The sequence below is a fragment of the Pseudomonas asturiensis genome, from assembly GCF_900143095.1.
GTDB classification, from domain to species: domain Bacteria; phylum Pseudomonadota; class Gammaproteobacteria; order Pseudomonadales; family Pseudomonadaceae; genus Aquipseudomonas; species Aquipseudomonas asturiensis.
Genome location: NZ_FRDA01000027.1, coordinates 1 through 18,525, shown reverse-complemented (window position 1 = coordinate 18,525; position 18,525 = coordinate 1). Strand labels below are relative to the sequence as shown.

The following is an 18,525-nucleotide window of genomic DNA, read 5'->3' as shown; positions in this document are numbered from 1 at the left end:
CAGGGGGTTAGCGGAACTGATCGCGAAACGGATCGGGTCCATTCATGTCGATAAATTCGTCGAAGTCATCGAGCTCCATCATCAGGTCGCGTTGATAACGGAGCCAGTCCTTGAGTTCTCCTGGATCGGTGAGCAGTTGCAGCTCTTCGCGCATGCCCTGGACATGCTCATTCACCAATTGAACGCGTTTCCTGCACTTGGCAACCACCGTTTTGGGTCTGATGTCGGTATCGGGCTCCATGATGAACCGTTCCCTGATCGCCATCTTGCGGTCATGGATCTCGTCTTCAATCTCGGTCAGTTGATCGCGCAGTATCAGGTTGAAGTGCTTGAGGCGTTTTTCCGAGAGGCTGTCGACGTGCTCCTGATCGATCTGCTCAATTTCCATCTGCATTTGAAGCAGCGCGAGCAGGTCATTGTTGGCGTAGGCGTCGTTGACCCTTTGCATCAGTGATGTCTTGCGCTCACGCTCATCGGCATCCTGCTCGCGGTCGGGGTGCAGCGCGCTGGCCAGCTTGCGGTAGATCTCGCGCACCGACTGACTGCTTTCGACCTGTTCCTGCTCGCGACGCACCTCGCTGGCGGACGGCTTCTTCGGTTGTCTGTCACCCTGTGCCGCTTCGTCCCGTGCCCTGATTTGTTCGCCGATGATGTCTGTCAGATCGTCCAGGGAACTCAGATCGACGTCGTCCCCCAACTCCACACCCAATGTTTCTTCCAGTGACGCCCGGAACCTCTCGTCTGCCTGGCGCGCGTCTTCGTCGTAGTCGTTGCCGGTGTATTTGAGGTAGAGGCTTTTCAGTTCACCCTGATGCCCTGCACTCAAGAGCCCTGTGATCAATTCACAGATGATTTCTTGCAGGGTGGTGCGATCCTTTTTGTTCAGGCGGAATCGATCATTGGCCTGGTCGAGCAGGTGAACCCGCTCGACGTCGTTTTCCTCTTGTTCTTTGAACAGTGGAATCAGCTCGCAGGCCCAGATTTGCTCACAGGGCGTCCAGGCGGTAAGCCACTGCTGCAGCAGCGCGCGCCTCGTTTCGAGCTTTTCCATCAACGTGTTGAATCTTTTCTGCTCTTTGCTCAACTGGGGTTTTGACGGCTGTACGGCTATGCGTGGCGAGGCTGAAGGCGTGTTCATGGGTAAGGCCTCCTATGTCAGAAATCTCAGTGGGTTGAACCGGTTGTCCGGGAGCGAAGCTTACTTTTCATAGTGCCAATACAAAATCAATTATTCATGGGCAAAAGAGATTCTCAGAGCTGTCAGTTCGGTCCGGTTCTTGCTTCATTACGTGTGATACGTCAATTACAGTGCTTTTCAACACAAAAAAAGAATAGCGACCTCACTTTTCGTACCAATGTGAGGCGACGAGTATCGCAACTGAATCAATTACATGGCATTTTGCCGTTAGCGTTTTATAAAAAAACACCTGCTGCGCTGTTGCAGGTGTACACGGGGAGTTGCAGGACATGAACAGTCTTTTGTCACCGGGCATGCGCTTGATGGGGCATTTTGGTTTTGCTCGCAAGTTTCAGGTCTTGTTCCTGCTGTTCATGCTGCCGCTGGTGGGCAGCGGCTGGGTGATCGCTACTGATTATCGCAACAAGCTGGCCGTCATTTCCGGCGAGCAGTCAGGTGTACGGCAATTGATGGCGCTTGATGAGCTGAACGTCGAGCTGTCCGCCCAACGTGATCATGCGGCGCGCTGGAAGGCTGCCGACATCCTCAAGGAACCGACCCCGGAAGCCCGCGCGGCGATGGCCAATGTCGATGCAGGCAATCCGCGCATTGCCAAGGCGCTTGAAAACCTGAGCTCGGCCTTGATCAAGGAAAGTGCCCCCGACGACACCATGAACCGCTACAAGACGCTTCAGGGGTCCGTTACCGGCATGGACACCGCTTCGCTGCGCACTGTGGGCTGGTGGCCGGACGGGTACGACCGTTTCACCACCGCCCTGAGTAACGTGCAGGCCTTGCGCGAGCAGATCGCCATGGACAGCGGGCTGATCCTCGACCCCTGGCTTGAAACCTACATGCTGATGCAGCTGTCCACCCAACAGGTGCCGGACCTCATCGAGCGTATCGGGCGCATGTCCAGTATTGGCCAGACCTCGGTCGCCTCGGGGCAATTCAGCCTGCAAAGCCGTCTGCAGATGCGCGACCTGCGCAGTCGTATCGACGATGCGAAGGATCAGATGAACAAGGCTGGCGCTCTGCTGATGTCCAAGCTGCCGGCACAAATGCAGGCGTGGGCTACGCAGTACGCGGCCATGACGCAGGTGCTGAACGCTGAGTTGAAGGTGCTCGATGACGGCGTCTTCGGTGGCAGCATCAAGCTCAAGCCGCAAGAGTTTGAGCGCAGCATCGACAACATGACCAAAAGCATGGCGGATTTCCGCAATCAGTCGCTGACCGCGCTTTATGACCGGCTCGATTATTACCATGACTCCTCGAACATGGAGTTCATCCCGCTGGCAGTGGTCTTCGGGGTACTGATGCTGCTGGCGATGTACCTGTTCGCCTGCCTGCAGTCATCGATTCGTCAGAGTGCCAGCGGTATCACGACACTCGCCGAATCCCTGCGCGACGGCAACCTGTGTGTTGAGGTCCCTGTGCAGGGGCGCGATGAACTGGCCGCTATCAGTCGCGCGCTGAACGTTGCGGTCGTGCAGTTGCGCACCAGCTTGCTGGGTGTGAATGAGGAAACCGTGCGGGTGGGTGATGCAGTGCTGACGCTCAATGCTCAGTCCAGCGGTACGCTCAACGAAGTCGAGGATCAGCAGCAGCAAATCAGTCAGATTGCGGCGGCAGCCACGGAGCTTGCAGCGACGTCTCAGGGTGTTGCCAGAAGTTGTGAGCAGGCCTCGGCCAGCGCACGGCACACCCGTGCCATCGCCGAGCAGAGCAGCCAGGACAGCCAGCGCACCACCGGCAGTATTCAGCAACTGAATCAGCGCCTGACCGAAACCGCCGCTGCACTGGGCCGTGTCAGCGAACAGGGCCAGCAGATTCAATCGGTGGTGGATGCCATTCGCGGCATTGCCGAGCAGACCAACCTGTTGGCGCTCAACGCCGCTATCGAGGCTGCACGGGCAGGGGAGCAGGGTCGCGGCTTTGCGGTGGTCGCCGACGAGGTGCGCAGCCTTTCACAACGCACTCAGGCGTCGACGGCGCAGATTGCCGGCACCGTGGACAGCCTGCGCGCTACCGTGACGCAGGCCGTTGATCTGATGGAAGCTGCCTGTGGTCAGGCGGTCAATGATGCACGCTCGGTTACCGGGCTCGGTGAGCGGCTGGGCGAAATTGCCACGGCGGTGCAGGGCGTTACCGACACGCTGGTGCAGATATCCACCGCGGTGGAAGAACAGGCATCGACGGCCGATGAAGTCAGCAGCAACATCCAGCAGGTCGATCAGGCTGCCGGGCGCTTGCTCGAAGGGGCGCGTGCGGTCAACCGCGCAGCAGATACGCTGAGCCAGGGCAGTCGGGCGTTGAACGACAACACCGCGCGATTCCGTCTGAGCTGACAGCGTCACACACGCGTCATCAAGGCCGGTCCGGGATTCTCGGTCCGGCCTTTTTCGTTTCTGAAGGCTGGGTGTTGTGCGACCAACGGGCGCGCCACGAACGTCAGGAGAGCTGACGGGCAGTCGGGCAGGGCGGCATAATGGCCAGGCCTTAAAGGTGAAGTTCCCACACGCAGACCACCGAGAATGCCATGGCGAACGACGCTGAGCCGTCACCGGATAACCTTCCTCGCTCGACCGGGCGCTGCGCCAAAGACCTTGCCCGTGTGGCGATCCTGATGTGCACCTGCAACGGAGCCACGTACCTCAGGGAACAACTCGATTCATTTGCCGCACAGACCTTTTCGAATTGGGCGCTCTACGTTTCCGACGACGCCTCGACCGACCCGACCCGCGACATTCTTGCCGAGTACCAGCGCCGTTGGGGGCATCATCGTCTTACCGTCTTCAGCGGCCCTTGCAGAGGCTTTGCCGAGAATTTCATTTCTCTCGTCCAGCGCGTCGAGCTGAGCGCCGACTACTTCGCGTTCAGCGATCAGGATGATGTCTGGTTCAGCGACAAGCTGATGCGCGGCGTGAGCGGCCTTGCGGGCGTCAGTGAGCAGACCCCTGCGCTCTATTGCTCCCGGACCCGTCTGGTCGATGCCCGGCTACAGGTGATTGGCGTTTCGGCGCTGTTCGATAAACCGCCGTCCTTCCGTAATGCATTGGTCCAGAGCCTGGCGGGCGCCAACACGATGCTGATCAATCAGGCTGCTCGCAGTCTGCTTTTGCAACTCCCCAGGCAGACTCCCGTGGTCGCTCACGACTGGCTGACCTACCTGTTGGTGACCGGTTGTGGCGGGCGGGTGATCTATGAGGCTGCGCCTAGCCTTGATTACCGACAGCATGGCGCCAACCTGATCGGCGCCAATGCAAGCGCTCGGGACCGGGTGATGCGTGTCTACAAAATGCTGTCGGGACGCTTCATGCAGTGGAATGACTCGAACCTTTCGATTCTGCACACGCTTGAGCACGTACTGACCGAAGAGAATCGATACGTACTGGCGTGTTTCGAGAGGAGTCGCAGTCAAGGCGTTCTCGGGCGTATACGAGCGTTTCGCGAGGCGGGCGTCTATCGACAGACGCTGCGGGGCAATCTGAGCCTGTTGCTGGCCGTGTGCCTGGGGAAGGTGTGAGTTCGGCGGGTCAGCGTCTCAGGGCGGCCGCCAGGCACGCAATCACAAACAGAAACTTGTCCCGTGTCCGCCTGCGGCACTGGCCGGCTTTGGGGATCAGCCTGAGAAAGGACAGGCGTCTTGTGCGTTGCGGTTCGAACATCGTGCTGTTGCCAGCCAGACGTCCGATGAGCATCACCTGTTCGGGCCACCAGTTATTCACGATTCGCCTCAACCTGGCGGTGAACGGTACAAGGCCGGCATTCGCTCCGATCTGGTTGTGCCCGTGCTGTCGGTAATCCAGGCCGGGCACGGGATCAATGAACCATTTGAAATCATGCGTGCGGGCGAAGGCGTAGCAGTACCAGTCATGAAGGTCGACGTGCTGTAGCAGGTCCCATTGATTGCGCACTGACACCTTCAGTGCGTTTGCCAGGCGACGCGTCATGACGTAGGTGCAGCCTGGCCCTGCCGCTTCGAACAGGTAGTCCCAGCGCACTTGAGGCTGAGCCTTGTCCAGCAGCAGGCGTCGCCCATCTGGCCAGAAGGCGACGACATTGCTGGAGTAAGCGTCCAGGTGCCCTGACTTCAAGGTCGATACGGCGCGATCAAGCTTGTCCGCGTACCAGATGTCATCCTGATCGGCGAACGCGACGTAGTCGACGTCCGAACAGTCCACATCGCGAATCAAGCGGAAAAAATTGCCGGCTGCGCCCCCGAATGGACCTGCTGGTGCCAGCAAGGTCGTGTTGGAGTGGCGCTGCGTGTAGGCCGCACACCAGGCTTCAGTGCCATCGCTGGACGCGTCGACACTGATGAAGACGCTGACGGCGACCGCCGCCTGCCTCTGAATGGAGTCGAGCTGTTCTTCCAGCCACGACATGCCGTTGTAGGCGGCCAGCAGCACGGCCACCCTGGGAAGATCTGAACACATAAAAGTCGCAACCCTGCGCTATCAATGTGTAAAGGTCGGCCGTATTAAAACGATCCCAGATCCAGAAGCTTCTGCAGATACTGCCCATAGCCCGTTTTTTTGAGTTTCTCGGCCTGCTCACCCAGTTGCTGAGCGGTGATCCAGCCGTTGGTGTACGCAATTTCTTCAAGACAGGCCACTTTCAGTCCCTGACGTTGCTCGATGGTATGCACGAAGTGGCTGGCTTCCAGCAACGACTCGTGTGTACCGGTATCGAGCCAGGCGAAACCACGCCCCAGCAGTTCCACGGTCAGTTCGCGCTGTTGCAGGTAGGCGCTGTTTACGTCGGTGATTTCCAGTTCGCCACGGGCCGAAGGCTTGATGCGCTTGGCGATGTCCACGACCTGGTTATCGTAAAAGTAGAGGCCGGTCACGGCGTAGTTGGACTTCGGCGTCGCTGGCTTTTCTTCGATGCTCAGGGCTCTGCCGCTTTCATCGAACTCGATGACGCCAAAGCGCTGAGGGTCCGAAACGTGATAGCCGAAGACCGTCGCTCCTGTGGTTCGCTCATTGGCCGAACGCAGGTTGTCGGTGAAATGCTGCCCGTAGAAGATATTGTCGCCCAGAATCAGGCAGCAGGGGTCTTGTCCGATGAATGACTCGCCCAGAATGAACGCCTGCGCCAGTCCGTCGGGGCTGGGTTGCTCGATGTAGCTGAGTGTGATGCCGTATTGGCTGCCATCGCCCAGCAACTTGCGGAAACCGGGCAAGTCATCGGGCGTTGAGATAATCAGGATTTCACGCATGCCTGCCAGCATCAGCACTGACAACGGATAGAAAATCATCGGTTTGTCGTAGATCGGCAGCATCTGTTTGGATACGCCAAGGGTCAGCGGGTGCAGGCGTGTGCCTGAGCCGCCCGCCAGGATGATGCCTTTACGATTGATGGACGTCATGGGGTCAGGATTTCCGTAAGCATTCGGGTAACGCCAGTTTGCCAGTCGGGCAAATGCAGCGAAAAATTGTTTTGCAGCTTCTCGGTATTCAGGCGCGAGTTCAGCGGACGCCTTGCCGGTGTCGGGTACTCGGTCGTCGCGATAGGGTTGATGGACTGCACCTTTAGCGTCTGACCCTGGGCGCGGGCCACATCAATGACGTAGCTCGCATACGCGTGCCAGGACACTTCCCCTGCGGGCGCCAGATGATAAACCCCGCACAACTGCGGTCGTGCGAGCGTCTGCTGCAAAGCCGCTGTCGCTATATCGGCCAGCAATTCAGCGCCTGTAGGTGCGCCAATCTGATCCGCGATAACGCTGAGTGCATCGCGATCCCTGGCCAGCCGCAACATTGTTTTTGCGAAATTATTACCGCGGGCTGCATAGACCCAACTGGTGCGGAAAATCAGATGTTTGCACCCCGACGCGATGATCAACTGCTCGCCTTCGAGTTTCGTCGCGCCGTAGTAATTGACGGGCGACACCGCATCGATCTCTTTCCAGGGCGTACTTCCCGAGCCGTCAAAGACGTAATCGGTGGAGTAGTGAACCAGCAGGGCATCCAGGGCGCTGGCCTCCTGCGCCATGACCTGGCAGGCGAGGGCGTTGACCCGGTGCGCCAGCTCACGCTCGGTCTCGGCTTTGTCGACGGCGGTATAGGCGGCAGCATTGACGATGACCTGAGGCTGAACACGGCGGACCGTATCGCGCAGCAGGGTCAGGTCGGCCAGATCACCGGCGAGTTCGCCATAGGCGCTTGATACCGTCTGACGATCAAGCGCAATGACTTCGCCCATCACTGCCAGCGAGCGTTGCAGCTCCCAGCCCACCTGACCGTTTTTTCCCAGCAGAAGAATTTTCATGAGTTATCGGCGCGCACTGTGTGGTTCTTGTCGATTCTGGTTCGGCAGCAGGCTGTGTTTGCCCGATCCCGTTTGTCAGTGATGAGGTTAGCACGCAGGCCATGCGCTGACGCTTGCCCTGAAACGCAAAAAGCCCCGATCAACGGGGCTTTTTGGGCTTAAGGCAGTGTCACTGCGGGCAGTGACGTCTTTAGCGGATCAGACGTTAATCACACGTTAAAGAGGCTAGGACGCGTTTTTATCGATAAAATATGTTTAATATCAATACTTTGAGTGAATAATGAAGCAGGGAATTTTCCCGTTTTGGTGGAAAATACCCCTATTTGTACCCCCATATTTGCCATATCCATTTGCTTAGCGAAAAGCGCCCCTTTACCTTGATCGCCCCTTAGGCGGGCTGCTCTGCAGGAGGATGGCAGGTGATGAATCGAAGCTTGAGCGAGACATGGTTGACGCTTGGAGCATTAGGCCTACTGGGTTTTTTCAACCGCATGGGCTATTTAGCAGCAGAATTGTTCCGTCTTCTCAGTCAGGCGTTCAGTGCCTAAGTCAGCGCGCTCGCGTTAGAGAAAAAAAAAGGTTAAATTTTGACATATACGTCAAAAAACACGAGTGCCATTGATGGAAACGCTGTATGAGCTGGGCGAAGCTATCGCGAAACGCCGCCAAGTCCTTGGAGTCAAGCAGGGATACGTCGCGGGGCTGGCTGGGATCACCCAGGAATCCCTCTCCCGATTGGAAAGGGGGCGTAGCTCGGAATTTGGGGCAAGGAAAATTCTCGCAGTACTTTCTGTATTAGGAATGGAGATTAGGTTTTCTGAAAAAACTCCACCCTGCGCTGCTTCTGTGAAAGAAACAGCATGAGCGCTCAGGAACGAGTCCAGAGCTTGCGAGCGGCTGAACAATTTTATAGGCACAAACAAACTCAAGTTATAGAGAAAGACGAGTACCGTTTAGTTAGTTTTGAGAATATTCAGGAAGAAGAAGAACGTCTCTTGTCCGTTATGGGGGCAAAGCAGAGGAAGCGTCAAGGAGTTTTTTTTACTCCACACGAATTAGCAAAGTTAGCGATATCGAAAATAGATTTCATAGCTAATAGTAATGTTTTCGATCCGGCCTGTGGTACCGGAAATCTATTGGTTGAGTTTGCGAATGGTTTTGAGGCTAAGGACTCACTAGCTGAATGTCTAACTGAATGGAACAAGATACTATACGGTCTTGATATTAATTGTGAATTTGTGAGCGTTGCGAAAAAGAAAATTATTAATTTGGCGATTTCAAAAGGTGCGATCCCTAGTTGCGGCATTAAGTTAAAAGATGCGATGGCACTGCTGAGTAATATTAAGGTTGGAGATTTTTTAGTTGAATACCATAACTATTCTGGTGTAATTCATAATGTGGTAATGAACCCCCCATTTTGCCCGATTGATACTCCCCAAGGTGTGAGGTGGACATCGGGAAAGTCAAACGCAGCTGCACTATTCACGGCGCATGCAATTGATATAATTCCGATCGGGGGGAGGATTTTAGGTATTCTTCCAGACGTTTTAAAAAGTGGTAGCAGATACAACACTTGGCGGAATAAAGTATTCAACCTTGTTAACCCAAAAATTGAAGACTTCGGTAGCTTCGAAAAAGATGTTCAAATCGACGTGTTTGTGTTTAGCGGAGCGAAAGAAACTGAACTGAATGTCGAGGAAAATCTGGGCGCCGATGATGTTGGGGAGTGTATTCATCTTCTAGCTGATAAATTTACCGTTAGCGTAGGGCCAGTAGTGCCTCATAGAGATCCTTTGGTTGGTATTGATGCGCCGTTTGCGCACGCTAAAATTCTACCTCCTTGGTCTACAGTAACGCAGTTGGCGGAAAGGATTAGGCACCCTGGGCGGAAAGTAAAATGTCCGTTTATAGCTGTTAGAAGAACGTCAAGCCCGAAGGATAAATTTCGTGTTGTAGGAACTATTGTAGATTGCGAGGATGCTGTCGCTGTAGAAAACCATATAATTGCAGTATGCCCGAACGACGGAACCATGGAAGCTTGTATATCCTTACTAAAGCTATTTAAAACTTCCGAAGTGAATGATTATATAAACTCAAAAATAAGATGTAGGCATTTAACTGTTGGCGTAATCAAGAGCCTACCAATAGGGGAGTGGTATGAGCAAAAGGAATAGTTTGGGAGGGCATCCTTTTAGTGTTGAGGCGCGGGTTGCTATTCAGCTGGGACGGGAGAGTATATCTAGCTCTCTAGTTGCGGTAAGTGAGTTAGTGAAAAATGCTTACGATGCGGACGCGGATGAAGTAATTATAAAGTTTAGTGGCCTGGATACTAATGAGCCCGTGTTGACCATCACCGATGATGGTGATGGTATGGATAAAGATAATTTGCTAACGAGATGGATGCGAATTGGTACTACGCATAAGTACGAAGTTGGAAAAAGTGTAAGAGAGCGAGTTTACACAGGCGCTAAGGGGCTTGGACGTTTAGGTATCGACCGTCTGTGCACTCAATTGAATCTTTTTACTAAAACTGAAGAAAGTGACAAGATTTTTGAAGTTGATGTGGACTGGAATAAATACAACCAGATTAAAAGCGTTGAGCTGGATAGTATCAGGCATGACGTTTTTGAGATTGATTCGTTAGTTCTTGAGGATAACTCGTTTCCTTTGGAGGGAAAAGGTAAAGGATCTCAATATATATTATCAGGGCTCAAAGATAATTGGGATGACGAGTTTTTATTTGAGCTGCGAAAAGAGTTGTCATTATTGGTGTCACCGTTTTCTAAAACGCTTGGATTCAGAGTAAAGTTTGATACAGGCGGTTATCAGCCTGATTTAGATGGTTATGTAGCTTCAGACCATTTTCTAGAAGCGGCGGAGTGGAGGTTAGAGGCCGAAATTACAGAGGATTTAAATGTTTCAGTCGCTATATATGATAGAAATGGAAATCTAAGTTTGCCCCCTAAGCCGTCCGAGTGGGGGAGCTGGATGGCTAATTCGGAAAAAATGCCGCTCTGTGGTCCGCTGCGTTTCAGCGTTTACTTTATGCGTAATCTGTCCAGTAAAGAGGTGGATACGAATAAATTTAAACCTAAAGAGATAAGAGCATTTTTGAAAAGCAACCAGGGTGTGAGGGTTTATAGAGATAATTTCAGAGTTAAACCCTATGGTGATCCTAGCGGAGATGGTGACTGGCTTGGGTTAGCGATGCGTCGGGTCATTAATCCCGAAAGTATAACTATGGATAACTGGAGGATCGGCTATAACCAGGTTGTAGGTGCAGTTTTTATAGGTAGAGAAGCGAACCCTAACCTCGTTGATCAAACAAATAGGGAAGGGTTAACAGAGACACCCGCGTATTTTCAGTTAAGGAAATTTTCCTTAAAGTGCATAGAACTATTCGAGAGGCATATCCAGTCACATGCTTTGGTAGAAAAAAAGCTACGTCCTCAAAAAGTAGTGCTTTCTGATGTCCTTGTTGAGAGCGAAAGTGCTTATAAAGATGTCATGGAGCGAATAGGAAAACTCAAAGATAGCTCTGTCGACTTGGAGATGAAGAAGCAATTAGAGGTGATTGAATCTACCCTGGCTGAGGAGAGCCAGCGTACAGCTTTAGTTAAAGGACGAATGGACGAGTTGGAGGCTGAGAAGGACACACTTGCTAATTTGGCATCTTTAGGAATTTTGTCTGTTTCCTTTGGGCATGAAACTCTCGCGGCTATATCTAATGCGATTACAAATGGCGCATTGCTCAGAAGTAAAATGGTTGAAGGCTTTTTCATGCTTCCGGTGGATACGGTAGATTTTGCTAATAGGCGTTTTGATTCAATTGAAAAATCGCTGAACTATATTAAAGTCTTTGGTAATTTTTCTCTCGGTAATGTTAAGCGCGATAAGCGAAATAGGCGGGTAATTGATTTGTCTGTTGTTGTTGCTAACGTTCTTACTAGTTTTGATGAAATGCTAGATAAAAGAAAAATTACAGTTGCATTGAATGACACCACATCTTCCGGTTTAAAGATTAAAGCTTACGAAATTGATTGGGAGAGTATATTTGCCAATCTTATTACAAATTCTTGCTGGGCATTATCTGACACCCCTGCTGACAAACGAAAAATAAACATTAAAATTGGCTTTGAAGATGGTTTTGGAATCATAGAGTTTGAAGATAGTGGGTGCGGCGTTGAGGCAGGCGTAGAAAGTCATGTTTTCAAAGCAACATTTTCCACTAAAAGGAATAGGAAGGGGGATACCGTTGGGACAGGTATGGGGCTTTCTATTGTAAGGACATTTGTAGAAGAACATTCTAAGGGCAGTATCGCCTTAGCGTCTAGAGGCGATTTAGGTGGCGCTCGGTTTCTGATAAAAGTACCAGCAATTAATACAGGGATTTAATTGTGAAAATTTTTTTTGTGGATGAAGATGACGATCAGCGTGAAACCTATAGCCTGATGCTGCAGGAGTGCTTTCCTAAGGATCCGTCTTCGCCGGTAGTAATAGGAGTTCCTCCAAGACCGAAATTAAGTGATATGAGATTTCTGGTAGAGGATGATGGTGTAGTTAGCATTGTGCTAGATGAACAATTAAAAGAGTCAGGAGTTGCTACTTACCTGGGTATTGAATTGGCAGAATATCTTCGTGGGCTGAATAAGAAAGTCCCAATATATATACTTACTAGCTATCCTGACTCAGAGGAGTTGATAGAGGGCGAAATAAATGTCGAAGATATTTTAAGTAAGCAAGATTTACCTGCCCGGAAGGATATTGTTGGTGCGCGGGTTTTGAGAAGGATTGATAGTTTTTTGGATGTTTCATCGATCAGAGAGAATCGTTTCGAATTACTTTTGAGAAAGTCGATGTCATCCAGTCTTGATGATGATGAAAAGTCTGAGTTTCTAGAATTAGACTATTTACGCTCTGCTCCATTCGAAGTTAGCGAGATATATAGTGATGAGAAGCTTAAAAGGCTAGACGCGCTTGAGCTTAAGATTCAAGAAATTGAGAATAACTTTAAGAAGAACTAAGTCATGACATTTTTTCCAGAAATAGTGCGTTGCGAAAAATATGACGTAAAAAAATGTGGTGGCTATCATGGTTATTCTTATTACAAAGATCAGATTCATGAAGATTGCCAGTATCGATGTGTTTACTGCGATGTAAAATTGGATGAATGTGGTCACGAGGGGTTTGCGCTAGACCATTTTAGGCCACAAGAAAAATTTCCACACTTAACTAATGATCCGACGAACCTAGTCGCTGCTTGTGCCAAATGTAATAGAAGCAAATCTTCTCACTGGCCGGTAGATATTTTATCGGGCGTTAGCTTTCAAGGTGCGTTCGGTTTCATTGACCCGTTTCAACATAAAAGGCTTGATTTCTTTTTTGTGGAAGTGGATGGAAAGCTGACTGCTAAACAAGATCCATCCAACTATTTGATTAAGTTGCTCGGTTTAAATCGGCCGAGTAGAGTTGTTGTCAGAAAGAATCGTCTACTTCAGCGCAGAGTTGATGAGTTGATAATACTAGCAGAAAGTATTATTGAAGAGATTATCGAGGTCGGTGAAATGACTGAGGTTTCGTGGGATAAGCTAAAGTCAGCCAAGGCTATGATCAGTAGTGTTCGGCAGTTACGTTTAGATATTGCAGTGATGTAGTTTGGGGCTAAGTGATTGCTAAAATATTAATGTCCGAGGCTGTTGCTCAAATAGCGCATGCCCGATCAAGATTCGTTCCCTTGGTTGGTTACCATGGACGCTATCGCTCAAGCATGAGCTACCCCTGGCTCATTTCGTGAATCCTTTTCGTTTCTGCTTGAGTGAAGTGGAGAGCCGGGTCAAGGGCCGCCGCACCGGCTCATCGGGCCTGCCCGATGAACGGAGCGCCGGGGCGAAGCCTTTACCCTTGATGCGGTTGGAACGACCCCAGCCTATGCAAGGGAGGCTGATGGGCGCTCTTCCCGTCAGCTTCCCGCCGCGTCGCAAGGCAGATCTGGGGAGTCCAGAGGGGCAAAGCCCCTATGGCCCTAGCGGGGCGGGTGGAAACATCCCTGCAGGTTCTGTTCTTAATTGCGGCAGCCTCGCGGGCCAAGAACTGATCCGCAGCATATTCAAGCGCAGTCCAGTAGACCGCATCCCCGACAACAAGCCCTCCCTCGATTTTTTTTTGCTTAATCATATGTCTATCCCCGGAATCCAAAGGCCACGCGTCACGAACTGTTTAAATGCGCCTTCCACGTACAGCGTGCCAGTGCGCACCTGCCATGCCCGATAGCTCCATTTGACAGCAAGAATTGAGAAGGGCAGTGTCATCGACAAAATACTGATGCAAGTGAGGACCACTCCACTTGTTGCCAGGCTGTGCACAGCGATAAGCGGACAAAACATGGCAAATGCCCAGAACATTCGAGATTGTCGCGTGTGTGACTTGATTAGACTGGTTTGCTCTTCTTCGCTCATGCCGTCAAGTTGAGTACGCCCCTTTTTAGTGATCAGCGGCAGCAACACTTCCGTAATTGATTTCTGGTCTCGCTTTGTGAGGACGCCAAAGCCACAGTCCGCGGAACAAGTCCAGGGGTAAAGCGATTTTTCATCCGGTTCCGCGTCGCGATGAACGAACATCACTCCCTTGTCGCACATAGGGCAGTGCGGGTTTCTTATCGTGCTTACCAAGTCTTTCAAATGCCGGTGATTAGATGAAATATTGCGCCATCCGAAGACAGAGAGTGGCATAGACACGAAAGCGAATTTTGCAGCTTTCTGAGCAGTTTTAAAAAAACTCATTCAAAACACCTTACGCGCGCAACGGCGACGTTTTACAGGGATATTAGTCAAAACCTTTTCGGCCACGGCGATGAGCACCGCCAGGATGTCCTGAGAGGGAGATTCTTCTAAAATGCATACTTGTTTCATGGTTCCAACCTCCAGGGTCAGTGATAAAAACTAGTGGCCCTCACGGGCCGCGAAACTACTTTGGTGCGTCGTGGTGAGGGATGTGTAGCTTTTCTCGCCTGTGTGCTTCGATTATTCGATCACACCACCCTTGCATCACCTCGCAAATGTGAGGTGAAAGTTGTAGAAGGACAGGTTCCTGAGCGGGAGCGGTGCGTATGTAACCACCATCCAACCAACTTTTGGAAAGCTCGCAATAGCGCAGAACAACTTTGTTTATTTCTTTATCATTTGCATTGCCTAAGCCATGCATTGTGCTAATTGCAATAATCGCAAGGCTAGACATTGCAAAGTTTGCCTCTTTTATGGTCTTTGCCTGCTGTTCATTTTCTTTTTTAAGCTGGGCATAGCCCGCTTTCCATTTGTTATTAACCTCAATCCATTGGCTATTTGCATCTTCAAAACCTGCGTCATAACCTTCATTACGTCCTTTTTGATAACCCTGCCTGCGGCCGATAATTACCCCAGTGGTTTCTGCGTTAAAGTCATATGACATGATTTCTATTCCTTTAAGAAATTATGGGCTTGTCGTCGTTTGCGTTACGATTCTGCCTATTGATTTTTTTGACTTCGGACGAAGAACTTTTTCCATCCGCCTCCGCAGGATTAGCAGAAGTCTCAGGCAAAACACCATCTCGTGGGCCCAGCATCAGACTCTCACCTTCTCGGCCGCCGGGCCGAGTCGAGGGTTCAGAAGAGGACGCACCACCTAATGATTCATCAGCCATATTAGGACCAACGCCTTGTGGGCCTATGTTAAGGGGAACCCCACTGCCTTTTCGGCCACCTCGATCACCACCATCGTTATTGCCGTTATCGTCTCGAAGACCAGATGTTCCTCCTCCGGGAATTGGCTTTGTTCCGCCACTACTACCGCCCAAGCTGCTTGGCCCCAATTTTTCTGTGTTGCTTCGCATCTCACCAGTAGCTTCCGTAGACCCCATAGAGTCGATGCCGATGCCGATCCATTTCAAGACAACATCCGGCAGAGTCTGAGATAGTCCAAAGATCATGTATATGACAGGCAGCAATAGCAGGCCATACATGATTAACCAGTTGCGCCATTGGAAGAACTCAACAAACCAGCCCAAAGATTCCGCACTGGTCACATTGGCCGCGTGCATTGCCCAAAACGCTTTACTGATATACAGCAGGATTGGATTTGCTATTGCCATCGCTGCAAACAAACCGAAAACGATCAGTACAGGTCTAGCAAACAGCGATAACAGCATTAAATAACCTTGTGTCTGCGAACCGACAAAAGAACGCTCTGGCGTCATGTGCATCAGCGCCCAAAGTGGCGCAGCCACAACTGCTTGCAGAACACCAAGAACCCACCCGACCACGGCAATAATGAAAATGGTGTAGGGCAGAGATGGCAGAAAAACACCAAAGTAAAATGCTAGTATTCCTACCCAGCTAGCAACTTCAACAAGTGGCTTTAAGAAATTATAGATAACCCATTCAAGCAATGTGTCAGCCAACGGAGTTGCATCAATACTAGTTCCGAAAAATGATACTGACCCAACCCCAGCAGCTACCGCTTTAGCACCTGATAGCGCAGTATGCACGATGCGATTTGTTGTGATAGCGGATGCCTGCATAAGTGCCAGAACGTCACCAGTCGTCTTGATCCGGGCAATTGCATCAACATCACCGTCTGTACCAATTAGCGTGGCCGTAACTCGCTCCATACCCCAGCCGATAAAGTTGCTCATAATGCTGTCGCCACGACTACCCAAGGTATCGATGTTCAAATCATCCAGCGATGCCGGCGCTAAAGCCGCTTTAATGTCTGCTGCATTGGGCGTGACGGGCTGCTTATAGTTTGAGCCATCAAGCGACTTGCTAATGATTGCCTGATATACAGTCTGATAGCTGTTTAACGCCAACTGGCCCCTCGTGCCTCTAGGCAGCATGTTCAGGTTCGGCTGCGTTGCAACCGCAACAGGCTCTGCAAACATAGCTCCCATCTCTTGCCGAATTCCAGAGAGGCGCTGATAAAAACCCCCAGCCATCGCCCAACCGTCTTTAGTCACATCCTCGACGTACTTCGCCATTATTTTTTGTAGCGTCTTATCATTCGTCATTTGCGACGTTAGATTTGTAAGCGCTCCATAAACCCCACCGTGCTCAATATGGGTGGCGCGCTCAGCTAGGCGATGCAGGTGAGCAGTTCCACGGCAGCAAGGCTTCGTAGTCTTCAACCGATGTCGCCGTCGGTAGGCGTTCGAGTGCGTGGCGCAGCCACGCATAGGGCTCCTGGCCGTTGGCTTTGGCGGTCTCGACCAGGCTGTAAAGTTGAGCACTGGCCGTCGCGCCCTTGGGCGTGTCGCTAAACAGCCAGTTTTTTCTTCCGATCACGAAGGGGCGGATCGCGCGTTCAGCGGCGTTATTGTCGAGCGGCAGGTAGCCTTCCTCGACGTATCGCTCCAGCTTGCTCCAGTTACTGGCGAGGTAACTGATAGCCTTGCCCAAGGCGTTCTGAGCGGTGACCTGTGGCTGCGTCTTTTCGATCCAGCTTTTCAACTGCGCCAGTATCGACAGGCTTTGTTCGTGACGGCCGATCTTGCGTTCAGCGTCGCCGCAAGTCTTTAGGTCGCGTTCGATGCCGTAAAGCTTGTTGATCAGATTCAGCGCGATATCCGCGCGTCCTGTTTTACCTTTGGGCTGCACTTTCTGCGCTTCAACGAATTTACGGCGCGCATGGGCCCAGCATCCTAAACGCTCAACTCCAGCTTGGGCGCCCAGCGCGTTGTAACCGGCATAATCATCAGTCATGACGTAACCACGATAGCCATCGAGCAGGCGAGTCGGTACCTCCTGCGCACGGCTGGTGGAGTAGTCAAAAAGGATCACCGGCTTATCCGGCGGGCCGCCGGTTTGCACCCACATCCACGACTGACTGCTTGGCTCGCGGTCAGGCTCTTTCAACACCTGCACCCGCGTTTCATCGCAGTGGATGACGCGGCTGGCCAATAGGCTATCGCGCATTAAATTCAGCAGCGGCTGGAAGTGCTCGCCGCACTGGATAACCCAGCGTGCCAAGGTCTGGCGAGGGATATCAATGCCGTGGCGACCTAATACTTTTTCAAATCGATGAAGCGGCAAGCCGTCCACATACTTGGTGGTCAGCAACATCGCCAGAACGCTCGGGCTGGCCATGCTTTTTTCAATCAACTGAGCTGGCTTGTCCGCAGTGACCGGAGCGGCTTCGCAGTCGCGGCAACCATAGACTTTACGGACGTGTTTGATGACACGGATCTGCATCGGGACGATTTCAAGCTGCTCGCTGATCTCCTCACCGATGGCATGCTTGCGGCAGCCGCAGGTGCAAGTCAGCTCATGTTCGGGCAGTTCGTGGATGACCTCGATGCGCGGAAGGCCAGCGGGCAGCGGCTTGCGCTTGCCACGGCGCTTGGTGGGTGCGACGACCTCTTCTTCCGTGTCTTCGTCGGCGATGTCCGCGATGCTTTCTGCTTCATTGAAAAGGGCTAGCTGAGGCGTGGCAGGATCAGCCGTCTGCTCGGACTTACGTCCGAACAAGCGCTGACGCAGCAGCGCGTTTTCCTCTTCAAGAAAACCGACCCGCGACTGCATCTTCGCAAGCATTTGCTTGAGCAGTTGGAGATCGTCGGGAAGGTTGTCGGGCATGGATTTCATGCCCTGGATTATACCGAATCAGGCCACGAATCGCGGCGTCAAAACCTGATGAGGACGGTTACGCCAGAGGTCAAAACCGTCGAGCATCCAGTTGAGTTCCTGGACAGTCAGGACAATCGCTTCGTCCGTCACGTCAGGCGATGTTTTGAAACGTTCGGACTCCAGGCGCTTGAGCCAAAGGCAGAAGCCGTTGCGTTCCCAGTACAAGATCTTCACGCGGTTGCGTGGCTTGTTGAGGAAAACAAAAAGCACTGGGTCAAAGACTGCGACCTTGATATCCAACTCGACCAGGGCAGCCAGGCCGTCAATGGATTTTCGGAAGTCGACGGGTTTGGGGTAGAGATAGACTTTTTCGACTTTGGCGTCGGGTCGCATCATGGCGAACGTGCTCCTGAGAGAATCGGGAGCACAGCATCGAGCATCAGATAAGCGCTTGGAATGTGGGATTCATGGAGCGCTTAC

Annotated in this window: 17 protein-coding genes; 7 read left to right on the top strand and 10 right to left on the bottom strand. The window is 51.9% G+C overall.

What is annotated here, in order from left to right; all coding sequences use genetic code 11:
- Positions 1–7 precede the first annotated feature (7 nt).
- On the bottom strand, positions 8–1,138 hold the full coding sequence (locus tag BUB69_RS27350) for a J domain-containing protein (protein ID WP_073173157.1): 1,131 nt from the start codon (positions 1,136–1,138) through the stop codon (positions 8–10).
- 329 nt (positions 1,139–1,467) lie between these two features.
- On the opposite strand from BUB69_RS27350, the gene BUB69_RS27345 reads away from it, so the two are divergent.
- Positions 1,468–3,525 carry a methyl-accepting chemotaxis protein gene (locus BUB69_RS27345; protein ID WP_073173154.1) on the top strand — a complete coding sequence of 686 codons (2,058 nt, stop codon included), beginning with the start codon at positions 1,468–1,470 and terminating at the stop codon, positions 3,523–3,525.
- A 278-nt stretch (positions 3,526–3,803) separates the two neighbouring features.
- Complete coding sequence (locus tag BUB69_RS27340) at positions 3,804–4,703, top strand: glycosyltransferase family 2 protein (protein ID WP_084537217.1); 900 nt, start codon at positions 3,804–3,806, stop codon at positions 4,701–4,703.
- Positions 4,704–4,713: 10 nt separating this feature from the next.
- Here BUB69_RS27340 and BUB69_RS27335 read toward each other — a convergent pair whose 3' ends face one another.
- The 3 genes from BUB69_RS27335 to rfbD are packed head-to-tail and all read right to left on the bottom strand — an operon-like array spanning position 4,714 to position 7,453.
- On the bottom strand, positions 4,714–5,616 hold the full coding sequence (locus BUB69_RS27335) for a glycosyltransferase (RefSeq protein WP_073173147.1): 903 nt from the start codon (positions 5,614–5,616) through the stop codon (positions 4,714–4,716).
- Between the two features lie 44 nt (positions 5,617–5,660).
- Positions 5,661–6,551, bottom strand: a complete 891-nt coding sequence (gene rfbA, locus BUB69_RS27330; protein WP_073173144.1) for a glucose-1-phosphate thymidylyltransferase RfbA — start codon at positions 6,549–6,551, stop codon at positions 5,661–5,663.
- The gene (gene rfbD / locus BUB69_RS27325; protein ID WP_073173141.1) at positions 6,548–7,453 is read right to left on the bottom strand and encodes a dTDP-4-dehydrorhamnose reductase; all 906 of its coding nucleotides are present in this window, start codon (positions 7,451–7,453) and stop codon (positions 6,548–6,550) included. Before rfbD ends, rfbA begins: the two co-directional genes overlap by 4 nt.
- A gap of 621 nt (positions 7,454–8,074) precedes the next feature.
- Here rfbD and BUB69_RS27320 point away from each other — a divergent pair.
- The 5 genes from BUB69_RS27320 to BUB69_RS27300 are packed head-to-tail and all read left to right on the top strand — an operon-like array spanning position 8,075 to position 13,107.
- Positions 8,075–8,317, top strand: a complete 243-nt coding sequence (locus BUB69_RS27320; protein ID WP_073173138.1) for a helix-turn-helix domain-containing protein — start codon at positions 8,075–8,077, stop codon at positions 8,315–8,317.
- Positions 8,314–9,627, top strand: coding sequence for an N-6 DNA methylase (locus BUB69_RS27315; RefSeq protein WP_073173135.1), 1,314 nt, complete (start codon positions 8,314–8,316; stop codon positions 9,625–9,627). Before BUB69_RS27320 ends, BUB69_RS27315 begins: the two co-directional genes overlap by 4 nt.
- Entirely contained in the window at positions 9,611–11,848 is a 2,238-nt protein-coding gene (locus BUB69_RS27310; RefSeq protein WP_073173132.1) for a sensor histidine kinase, read from the top strand. Before BUB69_RS27315 ends, BUB69_RS27310 begins: the two co-directional genes overlap by 17 nt.
- A 2-nt stretch (positions 11,849–11,850) precedes the next feature.
- Positions 11,851–12,477 (top strand): hypothetical protein, encoded by a 627-nt coding sequence (locus BUB69_RS27305; RefSeq protein WP_073173129.1) that lies wholly within the window; start codon positions 11,851–11,853, stop codon positions 12,475–12,477.
- Between the two features lie 3 nt (positions 12,478–12,480).
- Entirely contained in the window at positions 12,481–13,107 is a 627-nt protein-coding gene (locus BUB69_RS27300; RefSeq protein ID WP_073173127.1) for an HNH endonuclease, read from the top strand.
- Between the two features lie 516 nt (positions 13,108–13,623).
- Here BUB69_RS27300 and BUB69_RS27290 read toward each other — a convergent pair.
- Genes BUB69_RS27290 through tnpB form a run of 6 tightly spaced genes read right to left on the bottom strand, consistent with a single transcriptional unit; the run spans position 13,624 to position 18,441 of the window.
- On the bottom strand, positions 13,624–14,232 hold the full coding sequence (locus tag BUB69_RS27290; RefSeq protein WP_073173121.1) for a hypothetical protein: 609 nt from the start codon (positions 14,230–14,232) through the stop codon (positions 13,624–13,626).
- Complete coding sequence (locus tag BUB69_RS29360) at positions 14,233–14,361, bottom strand: hypothetical protein (protein WP_281250967.1); 129 nt, start codon at positions 14,359–14,361, stop codon at positions 14,233–14,235.
- Between the two features lie 55 nt (positions 14,362–14,416).
- Positions 14,417–14,896 (bottom strand): FliH/SctL family protein, encoded by a 480-nt coding sequence (locus BUB69_RS27285; protein ID WP_073173118.1) that lies wholly within the window; start codon positions 14,894–14,896, stop codon positions 14,417–14,419.
- Positions 14,897–14,909: 13 nt separating this feature from the next.
- Positions 14,910–16,655, bottom strand: coding sequence for a DotA/TraY family protein (locus BUB69_RS27280; RefSeq protein ID WP_281250966.1), 1,746 nt, complete (start codon positions 16,653–16,655; stop codon positions 14,910–14,912).
- The gene (gene tnpC, locus BUB69_RS27275; RefSeq protein WP_073172532.1) at positions 16,552–18,063 is read right to left on the bottom strand and encodes an IS66 family transposase; all 1,512 of its coding nucleotides are present in this window, start codon (positions 18,061–18,063) and stop codon (positions 16,552–16,554) included. Before tnpC ends, BUB69_RS27280 begins: the two co-directional genes overlap by 104 nt.
- A gap of 18 nt (positions 18,064–18,081) precedes the next feature.
- On the bottom strand, positions 18,082–18,441 hold the full coding sequence (gene tnpB / locus BUB69_RS27270) for an IS66 family insertion sequence element accessory protein TnpB (RefSeq protein WP_007247730.1): 360 nt from the start codon (positions 18,439–18,441) through the stop codon (positions 18,082–18,084).
- Between the last annotated feature and the right edge of the window lie 84 nt (positions 18,442–18,525).

What these genes read in the sequence shown, in the direction of transcription:
- tnpB (WP_007247730.1), bottom strand. Translation starts at nt 18,441, where the DNA reads ATGATGCGACCCGACGCCAAAGTCGAAAAAGTCTATCTCTACCCCAAA.
- tnpC (WP_073172532.1), bottom strand. Translation starts at nt 18,063, where the DNA reads ATGAAATCCATGCCCGACAACCTTCCCGACGATCTCCAACTGCTCAAG.
- BUB69_RS27310 (WP_073173132.1), top strand. Translation starts at nt 9,611, where the DNA reads ATGAGCAAAAGGAATAGTTTGGGAGGGCATCCTTTTAGTGTTGAGGCG.
- rfbA (WP_073173144.1), bottom strand. Translation starts at nt 6,551, where the DNA reads ATGACGTCCATCAATCGTAAAGGCATCATCCTGGCGGGCGGCTCAGGC.
- BUB69_RS27315 (WP_073173135.1), top strand. Translation starts at nt 8,314, where the DNA reads ATGAGCGCTCAGGAACGAGTCCAGAGCTTGCGAGCGGCTGAACAATTT.
- BUB69_RS27280 (WP_281250966.1), bottom strand. Translation starts at nt 16,655, where the DNA reads ATGCGTGGCTGCGCCACGCACTCGAACGCCTACCGACGGCGACATCGG.
- BUB69_RS27320 (WP_073173138.1), top strand. Translation starts at nt 8,075, where the DNA reads ATGGAAACGCTGTATGAGCTGGGCGAAGCTATCGCGAAACGCCGCCAA.
- BUB69_RS27345 (WP_073173154.1), top strand. Translation starts at nt 1,468, where the DNA reads ATGAACAGTCTTTTGTCACCGGGCATGCGCTTGATGGGGCATTTTGGT.
- BUB69_RS27335 (WP_073173147.1), bottom strand. Translation starts at nt 5,616, where the DNA reads ATGTGTTCAGATCTTCCCAGGGTGGCCGTGCTGCTGGCCGCCTACAAC.
- BUB69_RS27350 (WP_073173157.1), bottom strand. Translation starts at nt 1,138, where the DNA reads ATGAACACGCCTTCAGCCTCGCCACGCATAGCCGTACAGCCGTCAAAA.
- BUB69_RS27285 (WP_073173118.1), bottom strand. Translation starts at nt 14,896, where the DNA reads ATGTCATATGACTTTAACGCAGAAACCACTGGGGTAATTATCGGCCGC.
- BUB69_RS27340 (WP_084537217.1), top strand. Translation starts at nt 3,804, where the DNA reads ATGTGCACCTGCAACGGAGCCACGTACCTCAGGGAACAACTCGATTCA.
- BUB69_RS29360 (WP_281250967.1), bottom strand. Translation starts at nt 14,361, where the DNA reads ATGAAACAAGTATGCATTTTAGAAGAATCTCCCTCTCAGGACATCCTG.
- BUB69_RS27290 (WP_073173121.1), bottom strand. Translation starts at nt 14,232, where the DNA reads ATGAGTTTTTTTAAAACTGCTCAGAAAGCTGCAAAATTCGCTTTCGTG.
- rfbD (WP_073173141.1), bottom strand. Translation starts at nt 7,453, where the DNA reads ATGAAAATTCTTCTGCTGGGAAAAAACGGTCAGGTGGGCTGGGAGCTG.
- BUB69_RS27300 (WP_073173127.1), top strand. Translation starts at nt 12,481, where the DNA reads ATGACATTTTTTCCAGAAATAGTGCGTTGCGAAAAATATGACGTAAAA.